Genomic DNA, 23,611 nt, shown 5'->3' with positions numbered 1-23,611 from the left:
TATGGACGACATCCTCGTCGCACTCCGTGCGATCGTGGCGCTCGGAGCGGTGCTCGGCCTGCTGCTCTTCCTTAGCCGTCGCCTGCAGAAGTCGCAGGCCAAGGGGATGAGCCCGCTGGCCGGACTGATGCCGAAGAAGCTCGCCAAGCTGTCGGAGCTCGTGCCCTCGCGTCCGGCGGCAGCCCCGCGCACACGGCCGGAGAAGATCACCGTGGTGGCCCGGTCGGGCATCGGAGGCAAGGCGCAGCTCGTGGTGGCCGAGTTCGGCGGTATCCGCTACGTGCTCGGCGTGACCGAGCACGGGATCAACGTCGTCGACACACAGGAGGCTCCTCCGCTGGCGGAGGAGATCGTCGCGCAGGAGAAGCTGCCCGCTGTCTCCGAGATGCCTGACGACATCGTCGACCGCGCGCTGCGCTCCGTCGCCTGACGGCATTCAGCCCGTTGCGGGTCGCGGTTACGAGCACCGCGTCGTGTCGCGATAGTCGACTGCGAGCACGGATCGCTCGACCCCCTGGCTACGGATCGGCCACGTCACCCATCTTCGGAGTGCCGCCGTGCCCGTACCCGCCGCAGTCGCCGCGTCGCCGTCTGCGCGCGCACCGCGACTGCCGCGTCGCGTGTGGGTGATTCTCGGTGGCGCATTGGTCGTCGCCACGGCGCTGGTGCTGCTGCAGGCTGCCGGTGCACATGCGGCCGCGCTGCTTCCGGCGCAGATCGGCGACGGTGATGGCGACGGCGTGACGATCAACGGCATCAACGGGGCGCCGTCCGACAGCATCATGACGCTGCTGGGCATCACCGTGCTCAGCGTCGCCCCGGCCCTGCTGCTGATGATGTCGAGCTTCACCAAGATCTTCGTCGTGCTCGCCCTCACCCGCAATGCGCTCTCGCTGCCGTCGATCCCGCCGAACCAGGTGCTCGCCGGGCTCAGCCTGTTCCTGACGCTGTTCATCATGTGGCCGGTGCTCACCGACATCAATGTCGTCGCGGTCGCGCCGTTCACCGACGGTCAGATCGACTTCGGCAGGGCCTTCGAGCTCGCGCAGGAGCCGCTGCGCCAATGGATGCTCACCTACACCCGCGAAGAGGACATCGCGCTCATGCACCGGGCGGCGCAGATGGAGAATCCCGCGGACGCCGCCAGCATCCCGCTGCAGACCCTGGTGCCGGCATTCATGATCAGCGAACTGCGCGCGGCCTTCCTGATCGGGTTCATCATCTTCGTCCCCTTCCTCGTGATCGACCTCGTCGTCGCCAGCGCGCTGATGTCGATGGGCATGATGATGCTGCCGCCGGTCATGATCTCGCTGCCGTTCAAGATCCTCCTGTTCCTGCTCATCGACGGCTGGGGCATGGTCATCACCGCGCTCGTCCAGTCGTACAACGGGGGTGGCTGATGAACCCCGAGGCTGTCATCGACATCGGGCAGGCGGCGCTGATCGTGGGGGCGAAACTCTGCGCACCCCTGCTCATCACCGCCCTCGTGGTGGGATTCGCGATCTCGCTGCTGCAGTCCATCACCCAGGTGCAGGAGATGACGATCTCGTTCGTGCCGAAGCTCGTCGCGGTCGGCATCGCCCTGCTCGTGACCGGGCACTGGATGATCGCCGAGATGATCGCCTTCACGAACGAGATGTTCGCGCGGATCCCGTCGCTGCTGAACGGCGGCTGATGAACATCCCCATCGACTTCACGTGGCTGGAGGCGACCTCCCTCGCCTGCGTGCGGATCACGGCCTTCCTGGTGCTGGCTCCGCCCTTCAGCCACGGCACGATCCCGATGCGGGTCCGCGCGATGCTCGGCGTGGGTCTCGCTCTCGCGGTGTCGCCGGTGGTGACAGCGGGGTATGAGCGCCTCGACACCGGAGCCTTCATGCTCGCCCTGGCGGGGCAGGCCCTGACAGGCGCGCTCCTCGGTTTTCTCGTGATGGTGCTCTTCAGCGCGATCCAGGGCGCCGGTCATCTCGTCGACACCTTCGGCGGGTTCCAGCTGGCGCAGGCGTTCGACCCCGGCATGGCGATCAACGGCGCGCAGTTCACCCGGCTGTTCCAGATGACCGCGATCATGCTGCTGTTCGCCTCGGACGGATACCAGCTCGTGCTCGGAGGTCTGTTCCGATCGTTCGACGCGGTGCCGGTCACCGGGATGATCGATCTCGCGAAACCGGCGGAGGCACTCGTGGGCGCTGCCGGGCAGATGATGCTCAGCGCCGTGCAGATCGCCGGCCCGCTGCTCATCGTGCTCTTCCTCGCAGACGTCGGGCTCGGACTGGTCAGCCGCGTCGCGCCGGCCCTGAACGCGTTCGCGATGGGCTTCCCGATCAAGATCGGCCTCACCCTGCTGCTCGTCGGGTTCGTCTACGCGGCGCTGCCCAGCGTGGTCGCGGCCATCGCGGAGGAGGCCGCGAGGCTGCTTCTGGGGGTGACGCGATGAGCGAGTCCGACAGCGGCGAACGCTCCGAGAAGGCGACCGAGCGTCGCCTGAAGGAGGCACGGAAGAAGGGGCAGATCGGCCGCAGCCAGGACTTCACCGCCTGGGTCTGCATCGCGGCCGCCGCCGTGATGATGGTGCCGACGATCGCCTCGGGCACGCAGGTGGTCACCGAGCTCTTCCTCGCCGTGACACCCGTCGCGATGAACCCCACCGACGAGGCGGCTCTGGACGTGCTCGGCTCGGCGATCGCATCGCTCGGCGGCATCCTGCTGCCGATGCTGGTGGTCGTACTCCTCGCGACGACGGCCACCGCTGTCGCTCAGGGCGGCATACATCTGCGGGGCGTGACGATGCGCACCGAGCAGTTCAACATCGTGTCCGGGATGAAGCGGGTGTTCGGGCAGCAGGCGCTCTGGGAGGGCGCCAAGGCGCTGCTGAAGACGGTGGCGATCGGGCTCGCGCTCTGGATCGTCGTCTCAGGGCTCGTGCCTGTGCTCATGGCCAGCGGCAGTCACAACATCACCTGGCTGCTCGAGCAGGCGGCCGGGGGAGCGGTCGCGCTGCTGCAGGTCGCCGTCGCCGTGGGCATCCTGCTGGCCGCGATCGACGTGGCCGTGGTGATGCGACGCAATCGCAAGCACACCCACATGACGAAGAACGAAGCCAAGGACGAGCACAAGAAGAGTGAGGGCGACCCGCTCGTGCGGTCCCAGCGCCGTTCGCGCCAGCTCGCCATGAGCCGCAATCGCATGATCGCCGCGGTCGGCGAGAGCGATGTCGTTCTCGTGAACCCCACGCACGTCGCGGTCGCGCTGCGGTACGAGCCGGGCAAATCGGCCCCTCGGGTCGTGGCGAAGGGGGCGGGGATCGTCGCGCAGAAGATCCGCGAGAGGGCGGAGGAGGCCGGCGTGCCGATGATCAAGGACATCCCGCTCGCGCGTGCACTGCATTCCGCCTGCGAGATCGGGCGGGAGATCCCGGAAGAGCTCTACACCGCCGTCGCCCAGGTGCTCGCCTTCATCGAGCATCTCAAGCGCCGCGGGTCGGCCAGGGGGACGCACACGATGCCCTTCGCGAACACCAGGGACCGCGGCCTCTGAGCCGGGGTCGCGATCAGAACGAGGAGAGAGCATGAGAAGGCGAGACGCATGATCGGTCAGCTGTTGTCCAAGGCGACGGTGCCCGTCGGGGTGGTGGGCATCATCCTCCTGCTCATCGTGCCCATCCCGACCGGACTCCTCGACGTCCTCATCGTGCTGAACATCTCGTTCGCGCTGCTGATCCTTCTCACCGCGATGTTCATCAAGAAGCCGCTCGACTTCTCGGTCTTCCCCAGCCTGCTGCTCGTCGCGACGCTCTTCCGGCTCGGTCTGAACGTCGCGTCCACGCGCCTCGTGCTCAGCGAGGCGCATGCGGGCCAGGTGATCCAGGCATTCGGGCAGATCACGATCAGCGGGTCCCTCGTGATCGGCGCGGTGATCTTCCTCATCCTCACCGTCATCCAGTTCGTCGTCGTCACCAAGGGTGCAGAGCGTGTCGCCGAGGTCGGAGCCCGATTCACCCTCGATGCCATGCCGGGCAAGCAGATGGCGATCGACGCCGATCTGAACGCCGGACTGATCACCGACGCCGAGGCGCGCAAGCGGCGCGCCGAGGTGGCTGCGGAGGCCGACTTCTACGGCGCGATGGACGGTGCGTCGAAGTTCGTCAAGGGTGACGCGATCGCGGGAATCGTGATCGTCGTCATCAACTTCGTCGGCGGCATCATCATCGGCATGGTGCAGCACGGCATGGAGGTCGGCGACGCGCTCGAGACCTACAGCATCCTGACGATCGGCGACGGTCTGGTCACCCAGATCCCCGCGCTGCTGATGGCCGTGTCGACCGGCATGATCGTGACTCGCGAGAACGCCGAATCCGAGATGGGTCAGGCTGCCGGTCGCCAGCTCATGCAGTCGCGCAACGCCCTCGTGATCACCGGCCTCGCGGCCATCGCCATGGGCTTCATCCCCGGGATGCCTCTGGTGATCTTCCTGGCGATCGGGGCGGTGCTGCTGTTCGCAGCGTCCCGCGTCAAGGCGAACGAGGACCGCAATGCCGCACTCGAGGCCGATGCGCTGCAGCAGGAGGCCGTCGACGCCGGCGCCGAGGGGCCGGAAGAGCTCATGGACAGGATGCGCGTGCATGCCCTGGAGATCTCGCTGTCTCCGGACATCGTCGACCTGGCGTCGGGGGGAGCAGGGGATCTGCTCACCCGGGTGAAGTCCCTTCGTCGCAAACTCGCTCTCGACATCGGCATCCTCATGCCGCCGGTGCGCACGCGTGACAACATCGATCTGCCGGCACAGACCTACTCGATCCTGATCGCCGGAGTCGAGGCCGGGCGCGGATCGGTGCCGCGCGGACACGTGCTCGCGATCGGCACGGGTCTCGAGCAGCTTCCCGGCACGGCCGTGGTCGACCCCGTGTTCGGCCTCGAGGGCAAGTGGGTTCCCGCCGAGATGTCGCACGCAGCCGACATGGCGGGTGCGACGGTGATCGATCGGGCCAGCGTGATCATCACCCACCTCTCGGACATCGTGCAGAGTCAGGCCGATCGGCTGCTCTCCCTCGAAGACGTGCGCCAGCTGACCGAGCACCTGAAGCAGTCCAGCCCCGCGACGGTCGAGGAGCTCACACCGGCCGTGCTGTCGCTCGCCGCGATCCAGCGCGTCCTGGCGGGGCTTCTCGCCGAGCGGGTGCCGATCAACGATCTCGCCCGCATCTACGAGGCGCTCGCCCTTCGAGGCAAGGCCTCGACCGAGACCGCGGGGCTGATCGACGCGGCGAGGGCGGCACTCGGACCGGCGATCGCCTCGCGCTTCGCCGAGAACGGGCGGATCCGGGTCGTCATGTTCGAGCCGATGCTCGAACAGCAGATGCTCGAGGGGATGCGCGTCGTCGACGGTCATCCGCAGATCGTGCTGACGCCGGAGTCGACCATGCAGGTGCTCGAGAACGTGCGGCGCACCGTCGCCGAGCTCGACCAGGTGGGTCCGGAACCGGTGCTCGTGTGCGCTCCATCTCTGCGTCAGGCTGTGCGGCGCATGGTGTCGTCGCAGGTCAGCGGCCTCCCCGTGCTGTCGTACGACGAGGCTGCGGCAGGCGCACTCGCGACCGATGTGGTGGGGGTGGTGCGCATGACGCAGTCGGCTCTGCCGAGCGCAGCGGTCTAGCGCCGAATCTGCTCATTTATGAGCTGAGTGCGATACGTTTGTGAGCAGAGGGCGCATCGGCGCTCACGCCATGGAAGGCAGACGACGCATGCTGGTACTCACGAGACGCGCCAACGAGAGCATCGTGATAGGTGACGACATCACCGTCACCATTCTCGCAGTGACGCCCAGCGGCGTCCGCGTCGGCATCGATGCTCCTCGGGACAAGCGCATCAATCGGGCCGAGATCGTCCTCGCTGTCAGTGATGCGAACCAGGAAGCCGTCCAGACGTCATCTGACGAGTCCGCGGAATCGGCTCTCCTCAGCGCCTTGGGGCGAACGACCCCCGCCCCCTGAACCGGCGCCCGGAGCGTCATCTCCCTGCACTCCGAGTTACTGGCTCGCTCCTTGTCGCGATAGTCGTGAATGTGACGGGCGATCCCGTCACGGAAACCGCGACATGACGAGGTGACGAATCGTGGCCGCTCACGACCTGAGCATGCAACTGATGCGAGAGCGCGACCTTCTCGAGGTCCTGCTCTTCAAGCTCGACGAGCAGCAGATGCTGCTCGCGACCGGACGCAACCGTTGGATCCACCATGCGGCGAACGAGATCGAGCGGGTTCTCGCGGCCATGCCCACCGTCGCCCTCTCGCGTGACACGCTGGTCATCGCGGTGGCTGACGAATGGGGCGTGCCGGAGGCGACGACGCTGCGTGATCTGATCGAGGCCGCGCCGACCGATGCCTGGCGCGAGATCCTCTCGGGCCACCTGGACGCCATGACGACTCTCGCCGACGAGATCGGCGATATGAAGAAGGTCAACGAGCAGCGTCTGCGCACGGCGATCCGTGTGACTCAGGAGACGATCGCAGGTCTCGGCGTTCCGACCGGCGAGTACGACACGCACGGCGATGTCGTCCGCGGCGGCGACGCCCGACTCCTCGACACAAGGGTGTGAAGTAGACATGTCTTCATTCGCAGGACTCCGCCTCGCCGAATCCGCGCTCTCCGCGGCACGCGCGGGGATGACAGTGACCGGCCAGAACATCGCCAATCAGGCCACCCCCGGCTACACCCGCCAGCGTGTGGAGCAGACCTCGTTCTCAGCGCCGGGGCAGACGGGACTCTGGCCGTCGGGGCTCGGCATCGGCGGCGGTGTCGGCGTGACCGGGATCGCGCGGCTGGGCGACGACATCCTCGACGCTCGCGTGCGAGACGCGCTGTCGACGTCGGGCTTCTGGAGCGCTCGCGCGACGGCCGCCAGCAGCGCCGAAGGCGTGATGGCCGAACCGACCAAGGACGGTCTCGCGGCGAACCTCGATCGCTTCTGGGCCGGCTGGTCCGACCTCGCCAACACGCCGGACCCGGCCGCGGCGCAGGTCGTGCTCACGAACGCGAACGTGCTCATCGGTCAGATCGCCGCGGGCTATCAGACGATCGCCGGGCAGTGGAGCGACATGCGCGGACAGGTCGACAGTCAGCTCGCCGACGTCAATGCCGTCGCGGGTCAGGTGGCCTCACTCAACGGTCAGATCAGGGACGCGCTGCAGTCCGGCCGCACCGCCAACGAGCTGATCGACCAGCGCAACGTCCTCGCCCAGCAGCTCTCGACCGCGGTCGGTGCCAAGGGCAATGTCGAGGCGGACGGAACACTCACTCTTCGCGTCGACGGCAACGCGCTCGTCTCGGGCGACAGCAGCCGAGCGCTCGTCGCGAGCGGGCCGCGTGACATCGCCGACGCCGGTCGGATCACCGTCGCGTGGGCCGATCGACCGGGGCTGGCAGTGCCGATCACGGGCGGCATCGTCGGCGGCACGATCAGCGCGCTCGCCCCCGCATCCGACGGTGGCACCCTCGCGGGCGTCGCGGCGGCCTACAACGAGACGGCGACCGCGCTGGCGACCGCCGTGAACGACGTGCACCGCACGGGAGTCACGTCTTCCGGCGCTGCCGGGGGCGACTTCTTCGCGCTCAACGGTGCCGGTCCGGCCGCTCTCGGCCTCAGCGTGGTTCCGACCGGTCTCGACCAGCTCGCCTTGGCGGCTCCGGGTGCCGGCGCCAAGGACACGACGATCGCCGACCGCATCAGCGCGCTCAGCTCATCGGCGACAGGGCCCACCAAGACCTGGTCGACCTTCGTCACGGGGTTCGCGGTATCCGTCGCAGGCGACCTGCAGCGCGCCGACATCGCCGACATGGGAGCTGTCGCGGCGGTCACCGCCCAGCAGTCGAACTCGTCGGTCGACGGCGATGAGGAGACGATCAACCTCCTGACCTACCAGACCGCCTATCAGGCAGCGGCTCGTGTGCTGACCGCTGTCGATGAGGCACTGGACCTGTTGATCAACCGCACAGGCCTCGTCGGCCGCTGACTCTGGGGAGAGTGAACATGATCGGTCGTATCACCAGCAGCACCATGACGCAGCAGTCGCTGCGGACGCTGCAGACCAACCTCGCAGACCGCGAACGCCTGCAGAATCAGGCGGCTTCGCAGCGCGCCTTCCGCTCGCCGAGCGAAGACCCTGCTGCCGCGGCCACCGCGCTCGGCGTGCACGGCGACCAGGCGCGCGTCGCCCAGTTCGCTCGCAACCTCAGCGACGGCATGGCGTGGGTGACAACCGTCGACACCGCTCTCGGGGCCAGCGCCGACCTGCTCAATCGCGCACGGGATCTCACGGCTCAGGGAGCCAACTCCGGGGCGCTCAGCCCGACGGCGCGCGAATCCATCGCGCAGGAGCTCGAGTCGATCAGCGCGGAGCTGCTCGCCAAGGCGAACACGAGGGTGCTCGGCCGCAGCGTCTTCGCAGGCACGAGCGACGCGGGATCCGCGTTCGATCCCGCCACGTTCACCTTCAACGGCGGGGCGGGGGCCGGAGTGCACCGCCGCATCAGCGACAACGAGACGGTGCGCGTCGATTTCGACGGCTCGCAGGCGTTCGGCGAGGGCGCCGGCAGCGCGTTCGCCCTGCTTAACGACATCGCGGCAGATCTGCGCAGCGGCGTCGAGGTCGGCTCGCGTCTCGGCGACATCGATGCGCGCCTGAAGGATGTCAACGCGGCTCGAGGATCGACAGGAGCGCGTCAGGTGCAGATCGAGCGCGCCTCGGCGCAGAACCTCTCGGCGTCGATCGACCTCGAAGCCCGCCGCACCGAGGTCGAGAACGTCGACAGCCTCGAGGTGCTCGTGCGGCTGCAGTCGGCCGAGCTCGTGTTCCAGTCCGCCCTGCAGGTGACCGCTCGATCGCTGCAGACCAATCTGATGGAGTTCCTGCGATGAGTGCGTCCACCGACCAGAGGACTGCGGCGCTGGACGTCGAGTTCGCTTCGCCGATGCCAGGGCTCAGCCCGCACACCGCGTTCACTCTCGAGCAGATCGACGGAGCGGAGGGGCTGCACGCGCTGCGGGCAACGGATGCGGATGTGCGGCTGTTCCTCCTCGATCCGGCCTCCGGCGACTACGGTTACGAGCCGACGATCCCGGCCGAAGTGCGAGGGCAGATCGGCGCCGCAGACGATTCCGACATCCGAGTGTTCGTCGTGGCGAACCCCTCGGTAGACGGCGTCTACATCAACCTGCGTGCTCCGATCCTCATTCACGCCGAGTCCGGCCTCGCGGTGCAGGCGATCCTCGAGGACCAGCGATACCCGATTCGCGCTCTCCTGGGCGGCTGAGCGGGCGTCGCGTTCGACGACTCTTCCGACGGGGTGAATTCTCGACAAGCAGAGGATTCTGGAATTCACCGCATATACCAAGGAAGAGCGACTATCCTCTGAAGGCACAGGCTGGGGTACTGGCGGGATCCCGGCGTCGTCGCAGGAGATCGGGGCCTGGGGCACGTCACGGATGCGGTTGGTAGGGGTACAGCGCACGGTGCTCGGTGACGAGCGACATTCCATGGGACGGAAGACAACATGAGCACTTCAAGGACGCTCGAGACGAATCGGGTCAGCAAGCGGGAGTTCGTGCAGAGGTTCGCACGACGCGGCGGCATCTCGGTTCAGGCGGCACAGACCGCGTACACGGCGATGATCGACGAGCTCCTCGACCTCGTCGGCAAGGGCAACACGGTCACGCTCACCAATTTCGGCAAGTTCTATCCGCAGACGCACAAGGGGCATCGTGTGCAGTTCGCGAAGGACGACGGAGACGCCGAGGTCAACGACTACACGGTGCTGAAGTTCTCTGCGACTCGAGAGGTGAACCGTCGAGTCAAGGTGAACGACTAGTCATCGTTATCTGAACGTAAACGAGAATCCCCGGGGGTTTTGGCCTCCGGGGATCTTTCATGCCCGTCTCGCCCCTAGCATGTAGTTGAAAGCAGTTCCGGTCGCTGGGGAGAGGCCACGCTGTGAGTCGCTGGGGAGGGCTTGCACTTACAGTGAAAGAGGCGAATCCGGTGCCTGAGCGCGCGCGCGACCAACTCGTGGTCGATCACCTGCACATCGTCGGCGCGGCGACGGCGTACGTGTCTTCACGCATCTCTCATGTCTCCCGCGATGACCTCGCCTCCGCCGGTGCGTTGGCGCTGGTCCGTGCGGCTGAGAAGTTCGATGCGAGCCTGGGAGTGCCCTTCGGAGCGTTCGCGCGTGCGCGCGTGAATTGGGCGTTGAAAGACGAGCTGCGGTCGATGGACTGGGCACCGCGAGATGTTCGTGTGCGGGCCAAGCAGACGGCCAAGGTCAGGCAGACCCTGTCGGCGGCGCTCGGACGCACGCCCACCGTGGGGGAGATCGCGGCGGCCATGGGCGTCGACACCGCTGTCGCACGAGAGGGCCTGGCCGACGCCGAGCGTATGCTCACCAGTCTCGATGCGCCGGACGCGCCGGAGATCGTGTGGACCGGGTACCTGCCGGAAGAACTCGCGATCGCATCGGAGCGCGATGAGTTCCTGCGACGGGCCGTCGCTGCGCTGCCGGAGCGCAAGCGGTCGATCATCACGGCCATCTACTTCGACGACCGCACGGTGACGGAGCTCGCGGACGAGCTGGGCGTATCGCACGCCGCCGTCTCGCAGCAGCGAGCCGCAGCGGTGCGTATGCTCCGCGATGCGCTCGACCGTCACTACGCCGACACTCCGCCGACCGAGTCCGCGCCGGTCGCGCGCTCATCGGCGTCTGCGCTGGACGCATACTTCGAGCGTCTCGCCGCCAGCGGCCAACGGTTCACGCGCGCGATCCTGTCGCACGCCGTCGGCGTCTGATCAGGGCCGCTGCCAGACATTCCGACCGGTCCGGTCAGAGACTGAATCCGTAGCTCGCCTGACCCACCAGGATGAGGTTGACCGTCGTCGGGTAGACCTCGGGCTCCTCGTCTTCATCATCGAGCAGCTCGAGCTTGTGGATCGGCACGAAGATGCTGCCGTCCGGTTCGAAGATCAGGTCTTTGGGCACGAAGGACGCGAAGATCGACCGCGTGGCGTGTCGCAGTTCGAAGGTGCGGCCGACATCTCCGCGCTCGAAGAGGTTCATCTCGACCTCGTCGGACCAGACCTTGCCGTCGGGGAAACGGGCTTCTATCCGATAGGTGCTGGGTTCGATCGCCTTGATGTTGAGGTCCTCCACGACATCTGCGAACTGCGCGTCCGGCTGCTCGAGCTCGAACGCGATGGCACGGAGATGGTCGTAGTTGAGGCGAGCCCGGCGGGAGAACAGGGCGACGTTCTCGATCTCATCGGGGTCGGCATGCGGGGCCTGGTCGATCAGATACTGCCGCACCTCGTCGGGACCGGGGTACTCGAACCGCATGTGGTAATGGAATCGCCCCGGGCGGTTGACGATGTAGGTGCTGACATCGCTGATGTCGTTCACGGTCAGGCAGTAGATGCGCTTCACCGACGAGAGGCCGTCGAACAGCGACAGGAACTGGTTCTGCCGATTGCCTCCCTCTGCACCGCCTCGGCGCCCCGCAGGGAAGACCTTCTCGAACTCGTCGAAGATGATCAGGCACTCGTCGAGGGTGTCGAGGAACTCGACGATGCCGTCGTTGTCCTCTGAGACGATCACCACGGGCAGGCACTGCTCGCGGGCCTCCTCGGCGACCATGCGCAGGAACAGCGTCTTGCCGATTCCCTTGTCGCCGGAGAGCATCACACCGAGGCTGCGATCGGTGAGGGCATAGGAGCGGAAGATCTTGTCGACCTTCCTGTCGCGGCCGCCGTAGACGCGTTCGGTGCCCACGGTGAGGTCGTCGATCTTGATCAGGCTGAATCCCTCTTTCGAGGTGAAATGCACCCGATAAGTGCCGAGAGGGAACTCGTGATGCGTGCGGACGGCCGCGTCGTACACGCGGACGTGTCCGCCCGTCTCGATGTAGGTGCTGGTCAAGATCCTTCTCCTTTGCTCCCCGTACTCATATATCGGTTGGGATTCGATCGCCGTAAGGCGTTCGCAAAGAAACTTTTCGCAGTACCCTGAGCGGACAATGGGCGTGGGGACGCCCGGATCAGGGGATCCATCATGGGCGAGTACGCAGCAGACGAACAGCCGGTCGCAGGTTCGATCGTCATCGTGGTCGAGGCCGCGCCGCAGGGGCTGGTGCAGTACACACTGGATCCCGACGACCGACAGCCCGCATGGCAGGTGGTGCTCGTCGCTCACGATGACGCCGTGATGGGGGCCGTGATGACGCCGGAACAGACAGCTGAGCTGCTGGTGCGCGGAAGCGTCGAGTGCATCAGGCAGAGCATCCCGAGCCTCGAGGTCGGCGGACTGACCATGCGACCCGAGCTCGGCCCCAACGACAACGCACAGATCGTCGCTGCCGGAGACGCCAGCTTCCTGAAGTCGGAGTGGGATGCTGTCGTGAGGCGGGCAGACGGTCCTCCCGAGGGCTGACGCCGAGCACGGTTGCCGACGAACGCTGCAACGTCGTCAGCTCGGCGTCAGGTACGCGTCGACGATGATCGGTCCGCGGATCTGACGGAGCTCGTCGACGATGCGATCGACCCCGCGGGCAGAGACCGATGGCATCTGCAGGTCGTGGGGGCCCAGCGGTTCGAGCCGCCCTGTGCGGATGCGGATGACCTCCCAACCGGCGGCGCGCAGGGCGCGATCCTTGCGCAGGTCGGTTTCCTGCCGCTTGCCGACGTGCTCGAGTCCGTGACGCCCCACGGTGTCGTACTCGATCGCGACGCGAAGCTCAGGAAGCAGGATGTCGGGCCAGACCTCGGTGTGACGGAAGAACGGTCGCGAGACCTTGACCGCGTTGACGCCCGGCGTGAAGGCGATGCGGGAGGCGAGCGCGGCACGGAGCCGGGCTTCGGCGGCGGATGCCGGTGCAGGAGCACACACGCTAGAGAAGGCCTCGCCGGTCGGCAGGTCCGGCGTCTTTGTGCACAGTGCGAGCTGCGGTTTCGGGCGCCGCGGGATCGCGCGGGCCTCTCCCAGCACCACGGGCTGAGGGCGGGCGAGCATCGAGCACTCGGGGCACCATGCCGACTGGCGACGCACCCGCCCCGGTCGCTCCCGCTGTTCCGACGGAGTGGCGGCGAAACGGTGACCGACCCGGCACTCCCAGCACAGCAGCACGTCGGCCGCCAGCGGCACCTGCGAGAGTGCGATGCCGTGGTTGAGCTCCGGGTGGTACTGACGGATCAACTCGGGGTAGGCGGCCCATTGCGAACGATAGGTGCCGACCTCGTAGGGCACATCTCGCCCTCGCGAGAACTGACGTCTCGCCCACCACGACTGCACTGGTTCGGTCACGTCGGGCAACCTACACGCCGCCGCGGACATCGCCTGAGGGCGTCGGACGTGACAGACTCGCGGAGAAGAACGAGTCCGGTGGACGGACAGAGGGAGTCATCATGCCGCAGCGGATCGTGATCAGTGGCGCATCGGGTCTGATCGGCACGGCCCTCGCGTCGTCCCTGCGCGCAGACGGCGTCGAGGTGACGACCCTCGTGCGTCGCGCCCCACATGACGCCTCCGAGGTGCAGTGGACTCCGGGCGAACGCGAACTCGACCCCGACGTGCTGGCGGGGGCTGATGCCGTGGTCGCTCTGGGCGGGGCGAGCGTGGGCCGCCTGCCCTGGACCCCGCGCTATCGCCGTGAACTCGTCGAGTCCCGGCTGACGACCACTCGCACCCTCGCGACAGCGGTGCGCATGCTGCGCGACGATGCTCCGTCCCTCATCTCCGCATCCGCCGTCGGCTACTACGGCTCGGCACCCGGCGAGATCCTGACCGAGGCGTCGCTCGCCGGCGACACGTTCCTCGCGCAGCTCTGCGTGCGCTGGGAGCAGGAGGCACTGCGCGCGGGGGAGCAGACGAGAGTGGCGCTGCTGCGCACAGCCCCGATCATCCACCGCCAGGGTGTGCTCAAACCGCTGATCCAGCTCACCCGATTCGGAGTAGCGGGTCCCATCGGGCCCGGCACCCAGATCTGGCCTTGGATCTCTCTGGAAGACGAGGTCCGCGGCATCAGACACGTGATCGACCAGCGCCTCGAGGGCCCCGTGAACTTCACCGGCCCGACGCGCGCCTCGGCGAACGACATCGGGCGCGCACTCGCCCAGAGGATGCGGCGTCCGTTCTGGATTCCCGCACCGACCTGGGCGCTGAGACTCGCGCTGAGCCGTGCGGCCGCCGACTCGCTGCTCGTCTCGGACGCCGATGTGCGACCCGCGGCGCTCGAAGAATCCGGCTTCGAGTTCAGCCACAAGACCGCGAAGCAGGCCGTCGACGCAGCGATCTGATCGCGCTGCGTCGACGACCGCGTCTGCTCAGCGGGCGTGGGGGTCGCGGCGGTTGAGCGTCTCGACCACCTGCGCGTAGTCGCCCCGCGCCTCGCCGTAGCGCAGGAACTTCACGTTCTCGACCTGGATCTCGGTGGCATCCGGCTGTGTCTCGATGAGCTCGACGACCTCGGTGACGAAATCGTCGAGGGGCATCGCGAAGTCGCTGGTCTCCTGTCCGGGCATGAGGGGAGTCCGCACAGCTGGCGGTTCGAGCTCGAGCACGCTCACGCTCGTTTCTGCGAGCTGCAGGCGCAGCGATTCGCTGAGCATGTGGATGGCCGCCTTCGTGGCGTTGTACGAGGGGGTGACGCGCAGCGGGGTGAAGGCCAGACCGGACGACACGGTCATGATCGTGGCATCCGGCATGGTGCGCAAGTGCTCGATGAACGCCGCGATCAGCCGGATCGGGCCGAGCAGGTTGGTGGTGACGGTCGCCTCGGCCGTCTCGAGGAACCCTTCGGGCGACGTCCAGTCCTCGGGGCGCATGATGCCGGCCATCGCGATGACGACGTTGAGCGAAGGATGCGCGGACAGGACGGTCTGCGCGGCTTCGCGGATGCTGTCGGCATCCGTCGTGTCGATCTGGACGGTGTCGATGCCCGGGTTGGCCGCCGCGATCTCGCCGAGCAGCTCGGCACGGCGCCCGCCGACGATCACGGTGTTGCCTCGATCGCTGAGTCGCCGGGCGAGCGCGAGGCCGATGCCGCTCGTGGCGCCGGGGATGAAGATGGTGTTTCCGCTGATGTTCATGCGTCCACTCTTCGGCCTCCGGCGGTCCCGCTCCAGAGATGGTCCATCCAGGGATCCGCGGTCCCTGGATGAGTGAGGGCGAGCACGAGATACTGCAGTGGTGGATAAAGAAGCACTGGCCGAGTTCCTCGTGCGACGCAGGGAGCAGCTGCAGCCGTCGGACGTGGGTCTCGGTGCGGGAGCGCGCCGCCGCACTCCCGGTCTTCGCCGCGAGGAGGTCGCGCAGCTCGCCGCCATGTCGACCGACTACTACGCGCGTCTCGAACAGCAGCGGGGTCCGCAGCCCAGCGTGCAGATCCTCGCTTCGCTCGCGCGGGCGCTGCGATTGACTCCCGACGAACGCGACTACCTGCACCGCATCTGCGGTCACAGCGCCCCGGATCGCACGATGTTCACCGACTACGTGCACCCGGGCATGCTCCGTGTTCTCGACCGCCTCGATGACACACCCGCCTTCGTCGTCTCGGTGCTCGACGAGGTCCTGATCCAGAACGACGCCGCACGGGCTCTGCTCGGTGACGTGAGCGGCCTGGAGGGGATCGAGCGCAGCGGGATCTACCGCTGGTTCGCGCACCCGCACGACGAGCGCGGGCGCTACCCGGAGCAGGATCACCCTCGCCACAGCAGCGTGCTCGTGGCGTCGCTCCGATCCGCCTACGGTGCGCTCGGCGAGCGCTCACGAGCCGGCGAGATCGTGCGCGAGCTCACCGCCCGCAGCCCGGAGTTCACCGAGCTGTGGGCCGTGCACGAGGTGCGGCGGCGCTTCGAAGACCACAAGGTCCTCATCCATCCGGAGATCGGCCCGATCGAGGTCGACTGCCAGGCGCTGTTCACCGAGGACGAATCCCAGGCGCTCATCGTGTTGACAGCGGCGCCGGGCAGCGACGCCGCGAGCAAGCTCGAACTGCTCAGAGTGCTCGGGACACAGCGGGTCTGACCGGCACCCAGCACGACACCCTGCTGCTGTACTCCGCGAACTCCGATCCGAATCTCGCTTCCAGATCCGCCTCCTCGAGCGGCCGCACGACCGAGTTCCAGAGCAGGGATCCGAACAGCGAATACGCGACGACGAGCCAGGAGCCCAGGATCAGGCCGACGCTGATGCCCTGTGCGATGCCCGCGACAGCCATCGGGTTGCGCACATACCGGTACGGGCCGCTGATCACGAGTCGTCGCGCCATCTGCGACGGGAGTGGGGTGCCCTCACCCTCGACGGACATCGACACGGCCGACCAGATACCGAGGGCGGTCGCGGCGACGAGCAGCACCCCGCCCGCCAGATGGACGACGAGCGGAACCTCGATGCGCAGCGACCACCGGGCCTCGACGAGCGACACCACGAGGGGGATGACCAGCAGGAAGGTGCCCCAGAAGAACAGGGTCTGCAGTCCGGTGCGTGCGAGCAGCGCTCGTGTGCCGAGCTTCGCAGCGGGCCGGAACGCGAGCGGACCGGTGATCAGCCATTCCACCGGAGCCCTTCCGCAGAGCAGGACGATTCCCGCCGCGACGCTTGCTCCGGCGGCGATCAGCATGACCAGGGCGCCCCACCCGGCGAGACCCGTCGCCGTGGCGTAGATGGCCATACCGGCGGCCACGATCGCCGTCCAGGGAACAGCGACCCACAGAGCCCATCGGGAACCGGCCGCGATGATCGCCGAACCGACCACGAAGAGCGGGATGTCGAACACCGCCACGACTCCGGCGGGCAGGTCTCCGAGAGTGAGGTGGCGCACGTCGTCCGACAGCGCCACCGCGATCCACCAGGCTGCGCCGGCCAGAGCCTGCACAGCGAAGTACAGCCGAGCCGTCACCGGTGTGATCGGGATTCCTGCGATGACCGGCATGCAGTCAGTCTACGAGCGCCGTTCGCGCACGCCCGCGCAGCAAGCCGCCTCAGGACTCCTCGTGCGATGCAGGATCCGCGTCGAAGAGCCGCCCGTCTGCGCGTCCGAGCGCCGTGATCGCCTCGACCTCGGCCGCGGTCAGCACGACTCCTCCTGCCGCGAGGTTCGATACCTGGTGCTCGAGGGAGGATGCCTTCGGAATCGCGACCGTCTCCCGCGCGACGTGCCAGGCGAGCACGGTCTGTGCGGGGGAGATGTCGTGCGCTGCCGCCACCTCCCCGATCACCCGCTCTTCGATCAGCTCCTTCGCGCGACCGAGCGGACTCCACGCCTCGGTGAGGATGCCGTGCTCTCGGTGATAGGCGAGCTGCTCGTCCTGCGGGAAGTACGGGTGCACCTCGATCTGGTTGACGACCGGGCGGACGCCGGTCTCGCGCTCGATGCGCTCGAGGTGCTCGGGGAGGAAGTTCGAGACGCCGATCTGTCTCACGACCCCCCGCTGCTGAGCCTCGACCAGCGCCTCCCATGCCTGCACGTATTCGTCCTGATGCGGGTTGGGCCAGTGGATGAGGTGCAGGTCGATCGCTTCGACGCCGAGCCGCGACCGGCTCTCTTCGATGCTCGTCCGCGCCTTCGCGCGTGGGTGATGGCGGCCGGGCAGCTTGGTCGTGACGATCAGTTCCGAGGTGTCCACGTCGGATGCGCGCACCCCGCGACCCACGGATCCCTCGTTCTCGTAGTTGAATGCCGAGTCGATCAGGCGGTAGCCGGCGCCGATCGCGGAGGCGACGGAGTCGGCGCCCGCATCCCCGTTCAGCGCGTATGTGCCGAGTCCGAGAGCCGGAAGGGTGAAGCCGTTGTGGGCCGTGAAGAAGGGGAGAGCCGTCATGGCGCCAGCGTACGCTGGAGCCATGAATGAGGTGCAGAGGATGGCGTCAGATGACGGCGTCCCCGATAATGCCGCTCGGTGTCCCTGCGGCTCAGGAGACCTCTTCGGCGGATGCTGCGGCCCGCTGCTCGTTGGGGCTCCCGCGCCCACGGCCGAGCGCCTGATGCGCTCGCGCTTCACGGCGTTCTCGGTCAAGGACGCCGCGTATCTGCTTGCGACCTGGCACCCGTCGACCCGCCCCACCGAGATCGACCTCGACGACGACGTGGTCTGGCGACGGCTCGTGATCGTCGATCGCACCGGCGGCGGCCCCTTCGATCGCGACGGCGAGGTCGAGTTCGAGGCCTTCTGGCAGCAAGACGCCGAGCGGGGTTCGCTCCGCGAGCGGAGCCGCTTCGTGCGCGAGGACCGCCGGTGGCTGTACCTCGACGGACAGGTCGGGTGATGGACGTGACCGCGCAGCGACTAGATTTGAGAGCGTGAACGCCAGCCCAGAACACCAGCGCATCCTGCTCGACGTCGCCGACCTGGACCGGCGCATCGCGCAGGCGGAGCGCGCACGCACAAAGCCGCCTCAGGCCGCCCGTATCACCGAGCTCGTCGCGATCCGTCAGGATCAGCTCCGCGAGCTGACTGCGTTGACCGGCACGCGCGACGACGTGCGCACAGAGCTCACGCGGCTCGAGTCCGACGTCAAGCTCGTCGAGCAGCGCCGCGCCCGCGACGCCGACCGCCTCGCCACGGCGACGAACTCGAAGGAGGCGCAGGCACTCGAGCACGAGATCGCCAGCCTCGCCAAGCGTCAGAGCGACCTCGAGGACATCGAGCTCGATCTCATGGGCCGTGTCGAAGACGCCGAGGCAGCGGTCGCTGCACAGCAGGCGCTGCTCGGAACGACGACCTCCGAGGGCACTGCGCTCACCGCTCAGGCCAAGGCCGACGTCGCTGCCGCGACCGACCTTCTCGCCCAGTTGACGCGCGATCGCGAGGCCGTGACCGCCTCCGTTCCTGCGCCGCTCCTGGCCGATTACACGCGTCGCGCCGCGAACAGCGTGGGTGCGGCTGTGCTGACGCGTGGCACTTGCGAAGGCTGCCGGATGCTGCTTCCGGGCACCGACCTCAACGACATCCGCAACGCGCCCGACGACCTCGTCGTCTTCTGCCCCGAGTGCGGTTGCATCCTGGTGCGCACCGAGGAATCCGGGCTGTGATCTCTGCGCCGCGAGCGCGACGGCGGTGAACTCGCGGCAGCAGGCCGAGCGTCGCGTCGTCCTCGTGGCGGCAGGCTCGGGCGGATACACGGCGGTGGAAATCGATGCCGAGGATGCCGAGGTCGGTCGTGTCGAACTCTCCGCGTCTGAGCTGGCCTCATGGGTCGCGACTCAGGAGAGCGAGAACCCGCCGCGCTGGGTGATCCGCAGTGCCAGGGAGATCTACCCCGTGCTGCTCGCCGCGGGCGTGCTTCTGAGCCGTTCGCACGACCTGCTGCTGTGCCATGCGATTCTTCGCGACACCGACAAGGTTCCGCGCCCGCTCGCACCGTCGGCGGCCTGGGTGCGACGCGAACCCGTCGATGAAGCGCCGGCGCTGTTCGACGTCATCGCGCACGATGCACCGGACGACCCTGTCGGCGACGCCCTCGACCAGTACCGCGAACAGCGTCGCGTGCTTCGCGACAGCAAGGACGGGCGGCTCACCCTGCTCACCTCGGCCGAATCCGCCGGTGGCCTCATCGCCGAGGAGATGAGAGCCGCGGGCCTGCCGTGGAACGAGTCGGTGCACGACGGCATCCTCACCGAGATACTCGGCACCCGCCCGATCGCGGGAGGCCTTCCCAGTCGCATGGTGGCTCAGGGCGAGCGGGTGCGTTCGATCCTCGGCGACCCCAACCTCAACCTCGAGAGCCAGCCGAAGCTGCTCCGCGCTCTGCACCGCGTCGGCGTGCAGGTCGAGTCGACCAGTCGGTGGGAGCTCGCCCAGCACAGCCACGCCGTGGTCGAGCCGCTGCTGGCCTACAAGAAGCTGTCGCGGCTGCTGAGTGCCAACGGATGGGCGTGGCTCGCCGAGTGGGTGCACGACGGACGTTTCCGACCGATCTACATCACGGGTGGTGTCGTGACGGGGCGGTGGGCATCGGCCGGAGGTGGCGCTCTGCAGCTGCCGCGCAACCTGCGCGCCGCGGTGCGCGCCGACGAGGGATGGACGCTGGTCGTCGCCGACGTCGCCCAGCTGGAGCCGCGGATGCTCGCGGGCATGGCGGGAGACCGTGCGATGGCGCGAGCGGCGCAGGGCAAAGACCTGTATGCCGGAGTCGTGGAATCGGGCGCCGTGGCGACGCGCGAAGAGGCGAAGTACGCCGTTCTCGGGGCGATGTACGGGGCGACGACCGGCGACAGCGGGCGACTAGTTCCCCGACTGCGGAAGGTGTATCCGCGGGCGATGGCGCTCGTCGACAAGGCGGCGCGGTTCGGCGAGGACGGGGGAGTGGTCTCGACCTGGCTGGGACGATCGTCTCCTCGTCCGTCGATGGAGTGGGAGGCCATGCAGGCCGCAGCCACCGATGCCGACGCCGATCCCGCCGAGGTCGCCCTCGCGCGGCGTCGCGCTCGGGACTGGGGGCGTTTCACCCGCAACTTCGTGGTGCAGGGCACCGCCGCCGAATGGTCGTTGATCTGGCTCGCTGAGATCAGACACCGCCTGCAGAGGCTTCCCGAGGCAGAGCGGGTGGCCCCGGCATCCGGGATCTTCGGCTCGCGCGCGCACCTGGCCTTCTTCCTGCACGATGAGGTGATCCTGCATGTTCCCCAGGAGCAGGCGGCTGCCGCCGCGGACGCCGTGCGCGAAGCCGCAGCGGTGGCCACACGCCGGCTCTTCGGGGGCTTCCCGATCGAGGTTCCGCTCGATCTGCGGATCGCGGAGTCGGCTGAGAAGTAGGGCGCTCTGGTCGTAGACTGGACGTGCGAATGGGTCGACTGGACGGTCGCGTGGCGGGCAACCGCACCGAGGAACGTCCGGGCTCCTCAGGGCAGGACGGTGGGTAACGCCCACCCGGAGCAATCCGCGAGAAAGTGCCACAGAGAGCAGACCGCCCCGCAAGGGGTAAGGGTGAAAGGGTGGTGTAAGAGACCACCGGGGGCCATGGTGACATGGCCCGCCAGGTAAACCTCGTCCGGAGCAAGGTCAGACAGAGGATGTTGACGCGGCTCGCCGAGTCCTCGGGTAGACCGCTAGAGTGCCACGGCAACGTGTCGCCGAGAGAGATGGCCGTCGAAGGGGCGAAGAACCCCGGAACAGAACCCGGCGTACAGGTCGGCCCATTCGCCCAGACATCGAAGAAGGCCCCACCGGATCGGCGGGGCCTTCTGCTGTCGATGGTCGTGGGGTCAGTCGCCGGCGAGGGATGCCGCGCCGATGATGCCCGAGTTGTTGCGGTGGATCGCCGGGACGATCGGGGTCTTGAGGTCGAGCAGCGGGAGGAAGTCTCCGGCGTTCTTCGACACGCCGCCGCCGACCACGAACAGATCGGGGCTGAAGAGGAACTCGATGTGCGAGTAGAACTTCTGCAGACGCTCGGCCCACTCCGACCAGCTGAGTCCTTCACGCTCGCGCGCGGACGTTGCGGCGTAGGTCTCGACGGACTCGTACTCGCCGAAGTTCAGGTGACCGAGCTCGGTGTTCGGCAGCAGCACGCCGTCGTTGAGGAACGCCGAGCCGATGCCGGTTCCGAGCGTGGTGAGCAGCGTGAAGCCGCGCACATCGCGGGCCGCACCGTGGCGCGCTTCGGCGACACCCGCGGCGTCGGCGTCGTTCACGAACACGATGTTGCGTCCGAGTCCGTCGCGGAAGAACCTCTCGGCGTCGAAGTCCACCCACTCCTTCGAGACGTTCGCGGCAGAAAGAGTCTTGCCGCGTTTGACGATGGCGGGGAACGCCACGCCGAGCGGCAGAGTCGAGTCCTTGACGTCGAGGGTCTTCAGAACTGTCTGCACCGCCTCGAGGACATCCTGCGGAGATGCGCCCTTGGGAGTGGGCACGCGCACCCTGTCCGAGGCCATGGTGCCGTGCTCCAGGTCGACGAGACCTGCCTTGATTCCCGTGCCGCCGATATCGACGCCGATCGCTTTTGCCATGGTCGATAGCTTAGCGACCGACGTCAGCGCCGATAGGATCGATGACACCACGTGAAGAAGGGGATCGGCCATGTCGAACGGCGATGAGAAGTACTGGTACAACCTGGAGACCGGTCAGGTGGAGTTCGGCATGATCTCCGCCTCCGCTGACCGCGTCGGTCCGTTCGACACCGAGGTCGAAGCGTCTCGTGCCCCCGAGAAGCTCAAGGAGCGCTCGCGTGCCTGGGCCGAGGAGGAAGCAGCCGAGAGCGGCTGGGACGCCGGCACCGGCAAGGGCGCTGAGTGACCGTGGACAAGCAGAGAGATTTCGTCCTCCGGACGATCGAAGAGCGGGGCGTCAAGTTCGTCCGCCTGTGGTTCACTGATGTCATCGGCACCCTCAAGTCCGTCGCCATCGCGCCGGCCGAGGTCGAGGGCGCGTTCGCCGAGGGGATCGGCTTCGACGGCTCTGCCATCGAGGGCCTGACCCGCAGCTACGAGTCCGACCTGCTCGCGCAGCCCGACCCCACCACGTTCCAGACTCTGCCGTGGCGCGGCGAGATCGACCCCACCGCGCGCATGTTCTGCGACATCACCACGCCCGACGGGCGACCTGCCGTGTCCGACCCGCGGCACGTGCTCAAGCGCACTCTGGCCAAGGCCGCCGACGCCGGGTTCACCTTCTACACGCACCCCGAGATCGAGTTCTACCTGCTCAAGTCCTCGTCGTTCGGTCCTGAGGGGCCGGTTCCGGTCGACTCGGCCGGGTACTTCGACAACGTGCCCGGTGGCACGGCGCACGACTTCCGCCGCCGATCGGTGCGGATGCTCGAAGATCTTGGGATCTCCGTCGAGTTCAGCCACCACGAGGGCGGGCCTGGGCAGAACGAGATCGACCTCCGCTACGCGGACGCGCTGACCATGGCCGACAACGTGATGACGTTCCGCACGGTCATCAAAGAGGTCGCGATCGAGCAGGGCGTCTACGCGACGTTCATGCCGAAGCCTCTGAGCGGCCACCCCGGCAGCGGCATGCACACGCACATGTCGCTCTTCGAGGGCGAGCGCAACGCGTTCTACGAAGAGGGCGCGAAGTACCAGCTGTCGAAGACCGGTCGCCACTTCATCGCCGGTCTCCTGCGGCACGCCAACGAGATGGCGGCGGTGACGAATCAGTTCGTCAACTCGTACAAGCGCCTCTGGGGCGGCGACGAGGCTCCGAGCTTCGTCACGTGGGGCCATAACAACCGCTCCGCGCTCGTCCGGGTGCCGATGTACAAGCCCAACAAGGGCGGATCGTCGCGCGTCGAGTACCGCGCGCTCGACTCTGCGGCGAACCCCTACCTCGCCTACGCACTCATGCTTGCAGCGGGCCTCAAAGGCATCGAGGAGGAGTACGAGCTTCCGCCGGAGGCCGAGGACAACGTGTGGTCGCTCAGTGACGCCGAGCGCCGTGCGCTGGGCTACTCGGCGCTGCCTGCGAGCCTCGACCACGCGCTCGAGTACATGGAGAGCTCCGAGCTCGTCGCCGAGACCCTCGGCGAGTCGGTCTTCAACTACGTGCTGCTCAACAAGCGCAAGGAGTGGGAGGCCTACCGTGGCCAGGTCACGCCGCTGGAGCTGAAGAACAACCTCGAGCTTCTCTGA

General features: G+C 67.5%; 27 protein-coding genes and 1 other RNA gene. 22 read left to right on the top strand and 6 right to left on the bottom strand.

The window, feature by feature from the left end; translation table 11 throughout:
• Position 1: 1 nt before the first annotated feature.
• From FIV50_RS09555 to FIV50_RS09495, 13 genes are all read left to right on the top strand, one after another.
• Positions 2-430 (top strand): flagellar biosynthetic protein FliO, encoded by a 429-nt coding sequence (locus FIV50_RS09555; protein WP_258184203.1) that lies wholly within the window; start codon positions 2-4, stop codon positions 428-430.
• 127 nt (positions 431-557) lie between these two features.
• Complete coding sequence (gene fliP / locus FIV50_RS09550) at positions 558-1,400, top strand: flagellar type III secretion system pore protein FliP (protein ID WP_308810369.1); 843 nt, start codon at positions 558-560, stop codon at positions 1,398-1,400.
• Complete coding sequence (fliQ, locus tag FIV50_RS09545) at positions 1,400-1,675, top strand: flagellar biosynthesis protein FliQ (protein ID WP_042541106.1); 276 nt, start codon at positions 1,400-1,402, stop codon at positions 1,673-1,675. Before fliP ends, fliQ begins: the two co-directional genes overlap by 1 nt.
• Entirely contained in the window at positions 1,675-2,436 is a 762-nt protein-coding gene (locus tag FIV50_RS09540; RefSeq protein WP_140037234.1) for a flagellar biosynthetic protein FliR, read from the top strand. The genes fliQ and FIV50_RS09540 overlap by 1 nt, the downstream gene beginning before the upstream one ends.
• Positions 2,433-3,536: an EscU/YscU/HrcU family type III secretion system export apparatus switch protein gene (locus FIV50_RS09535; RefSeq protein WP_140037233.1), complete on the top strand. Its 1,104-nt coding sequence runs from the start codon at positions 2,433-2,435 to the stop codon at positions 3,534-3,536. The genes FIV50_RS09540 and FIV50_RS09535 overlap by 4 nt, the downstream gene beginning before the upstream one ends.
• A gap of 48 nt (positions 3,537-3,584) precedes the next feature.
• Positions 3,585-5,651 (top strand): flagellar biosynthesis protein FlhA, encoded by a 2,067-nt coding sequence (locus FIV50_RS09530; RefSeq protein WP_140037232.1) that lies wholly within the window; start codon positions 3,585-3,587, stop codon positions 5,649-5,651.
• A gap of 88 nt (positions 5,652-5,739) precedes the next feature.
• Positions 5,740-5,988 (top strand): carbon storage regulator CsrA, encoded by a 249-nt coding sequence (gene csrA / locus FIV50_RS09525; protein WP_140037231.1) that lies wholly within the window; start codon positions 5,740-5,742, stop codon positions 5,986-5,988.
• Between the two features lie 121 nt (positions 5,989-6,109).
• Complete coding sequence (gene flgN, locus FIV50_RS09520; protein ID WP_140037230.1) at positions 6,110-6,592, top strand: flagellar export chaperone FlgN; 483 nt, start codon at positions 6,110-6,112, stop codon at positions 6,590-6,592.
• 7 nt (positions 6,593-6,599) lie between these two features.
• Entirely contained in the window at positions 6,600-8,006 is a 1,407-nt protein-coding gene (flgK, locus tag FIV50_RS09515) for a flagellar hook-associated protein FlgK (protein WP_140037229.1), read from the top strand.
• A gap of 17 nt (positions 8,007-8,023) precedes the next feature.
• Positions 8,024-8,911, top strand: a complete 888-nt coding sequence (gene flgL, locus FIV50_RS09510) for a flagellar hook-associated protein FlgL (RefSeq protein ID WP_140037228.1) — start codon at positions 8,024-8,026, stop codon at positions 8,909-8,911.
• A complete protein-coding gene (locus FIV50_RS09505; RefSeq protein WP_140037227.1) occupies positions 8,908-9,306 on the top strand; it encodes a flagellar assembly protein FliW in 399 nt (132 codons plus the stop codon). The genes flgL and FIV50_RS09505 overlap by 4 nt, the downstream gene beginning before the upstream one ends.
• Positions 9,307-9,546: 240 nt before the next feature.
• The gene (locus tag FIV50_RS09500) at positions 9,547-9,861 is read left to right on the top strand and encodes an HU family DNA-binding protein (protein WP_140037226.1); all 315 of its coding nucleotides are present in this window, start codon (positions 9,547-9,549) and stop codon (positions 9,859-9,861) included.
• Positions 9,862-10,031: 170 nt separating this feature from the next.
• Positions 10,032-10,835 (top strand): sigma-70 family RNA polymerase sigma factor, encoded by an 804-nt coding sequence (locus tag FIV50_RS09495; protein ID WP_140037225.1) that lies wholly within the window; start codon positions 10,032-10,034, stop codon positions 10,833-10,835.
• Between the two features lie 34 nt (positions 10,836-10,869).
• Here the strand turns inward: FIV50_RS09495 and FIV50_RS09490 are convergent, their stop codons facing one another.
• Positions 10,870-11,958 (bottom strand): AAA family ATPase, encoded by a 1,089-nt coding sequence (locus FIV50_RS09490; protein WP_140037224.1) that lies wholly within the window; start codon positions 11,956-11,958, stop codon positions 10,870-10,872.
• A 132-nt stretch (positions 11,959-12,090) separates the two neighbouring features.
• On the opposite strand from FIV50_RS09490, the gene FIV50_RS09485 reads away from it, so the two are divergent.
• Positions 12,091-12,468 carry a hypothetical protein gene (locus tag FIV50_RS09485; protein ID WP_140037223.1) on the top strand — a complete coding sequence of 126 codons (378 nt, stop codon included), beginning with the start codon at positions 12,091-12,093 and terminating at the stop codon, positions 12,466-12,468.
• Positions 12,469-12,504: 36 nt separating this feature from the next.
• Here FIV50_RS09485 and FIV50_RS09480 read toward each other — a convergent pair whose 3' ends face one another.
• A complete protein-coding gene (locus FIV50_RS09480; RefSeq protein ID WP_140037222.1) occupies positions 12,505-13,338 on the bottom strand; it encodes a zinc-ribbon domain-containing protein in 834 nt (277 codons plus the stop codon).
• A 101-nt stretch (positions 13,339-13,439) separates the two neighbouring features.
• Between FIV50_RS09480 and FIV50_RS09475 the strand changes: the two genes are divergently transcribed.
• Positions 13,440-14,330 (top strand): TIGR01777 family oxidoreductase, encoded by an 891-nt coding sequence (locus FIV50_RS09475; protein WP_140037221.1) that lies wholly within the window; start codon positions 13,440-13,442, stop codon positions 14,328-14,330.
• 27 nt (positions 14,331-14,357) lie between these two features.
• Here FIV50_RS09475 and FIV50_RS09470 read toward each other — a convergent pair whose 3' ends face one another.
• A complete protein-coding gene (locus FIV50_RS09470) occupies positions 14,358-15,122 on the bottom strand; it encodes an SDR family oxidoreductase (RefSeq protein WP_140037220.1) in 765 nt (254 codons plus the stop codon).
• A gap of 100 nt (positions 15,123-15,222) precedes the next feature.
• Between FIV50_RS09470 and FIV50_RS09465 the strand changes: the two genes are divergently transcribed.
• Positions 15,223-16,059 carry a helix-turn-helix transcriptional regulator gene (locus FIV50_RS09465; protein WP_140037219.1) on the top strand — a complete coding sequence of 279 codons (837 nt, stop codon included), beginning with the start codon at positions 15,223-15,225 and terminating at the stop codon, positions 16,057-16,059.
• On the opposite strand, the gene FIV50_RS09460 is transcribed toward FIV50_RS09465, so the two are convergent.
• The gene (locus FIV50_RS09460; RefSeq protein ID WP_140037218.1) at positions 16,031-16,966 is read right to left on the bottom strand and encodes a methyltransferase family protein; all 936 of its coding nucleotides are present in this window, start codon (positions 16,964-16,966) and stop codon (positions 16,031-16,033) included. The genes FIV50_RS09465 and FIV50_RS09460 overlap by 29 nt on opposite strands.
• A gap of 49 nt (positions 16,967-17,015) precedes the next feature.
• Positions 17,016-17,855, bottom strand: a complete 840-nt coding sequence (locus FIV50_RS09455; protein ID WP_140037217.1) for an aldo/keto reductase — start codon at positions 17,853-17,855, stop codon at positions 17,016-17,018.
• 22 nt (positions 17,856-17,877) lie between these two features.
• Between FIV50_RS09455 and FIV50_RS09450 the strand changes: the two genes are divergently transcribed.
• The 4 genes from FIV50_RS09450 (at position 17,878) to rnpB (ending at position 21,176) form a co-directional block, all read left to right on the top strand.
• Positions 17,878-18,300, top strand: a complete 423-nt coding sequence (locus tag FIV50_RS09450) for a YchJ family protein (protein ID WP_258184202.1) — start codon at positions 17,878-17,880, stop codon at positions 18,298-18,300.
• A gap of 34 nt (positions 18,301-18,334) precedes the next feature.
• The gene (locus FIV50_RS09445; RefSeq protein WP_140037216.1) at positions 18,335-19,066 is read left to right on the top strand and encodes a zinc ribbon domain-containing protein; all 732 of its coding nucleotides are present in this window, start codon (positions 18,335-18,337) and stop codon (positions 19,064-19,066) included.
• Between the two features lie 25 nt (positions 19,067-19,091).
• Positions 19,092-20,789: a bifunctional 3'-5' exonuclease/DNA polymerase gene (locus FIV50_RS09440; protein ID WP_140037215.1), complete on the top strand. Its 1,698-nt coding sequence runs from the start codon at positions 19,092-19,094 to the stop codon at positions 20,787-20,789.
• Between the two features lie 30 nt (positions 20,790-20,819).
• Positions 20,820-21,176, top strand: an RNA gene (rnpB, locus tag FIV50_RS09435) — RNase P RNA component class A.
• Positions 21,177-21,238: 62 nt separating this feature from the next.
• Here rnpB and ppgK read toward each other — a convergent pair.
• Positions 21,239-21,985 carry a polyphosphate--glucose phosphotransferase gene (gene ppgK / locus FIV50_RS09430; protein ID WP_140037214.1) on the bottom strand — a complete coding sequence of 249 codons (747 nt, stop codon included), beginning with the start codon at positions 21,983-21,985 and terminating at the stop codon, positions 21,239-21,241.
• A gap of 70 nt (positions 21,986-22,055) precedes the next feature.
• Here ppgK and FIV50_RS09425 point away from each other — a divergent pair, with 70 nt between their 5' ends.
• Together FIV50_RS09425 and glnA are read left to right on the top strand one after the other, a co-directional pair.
• The gene (locus tag FIV50_RS09425) at positions 22,056-22,271 is read left to right on the top strand and encodes an SPOR domain-containing protein (protein ID WP_140037213.1); all 216 of its coding nucleotides are present in this window, start codon (positions 22,056-22,058) and stop codon (positions 22,269-22,271) included.
• Positions 22,272-22,273: 2 nt separating this feature from the next.
• A complete protein-coding gene (glnA, locus tag FIV50_RS09420; protein WP_042541155.1) occupies positions 22,274-23,611 on the top strand; it encodes a type I glutamate--ammonia ligase in 1,338 nt (445 codons plus the stop codon).

The sequence above is a fragment of the Microbacterium foliorum genome (assembly GCF_006385575.1).
In the GTDB taxonomy this organism is placed as follows: Bacteria; Actinomycetota; Actinomycetes; order Actinomycetales; family Microbacteriaceae; genus Microbacterium; species Microbacterium foliorum_B.
This window is presented reverse-complemented; position numbering and strand designations above follow the sequence as displayed.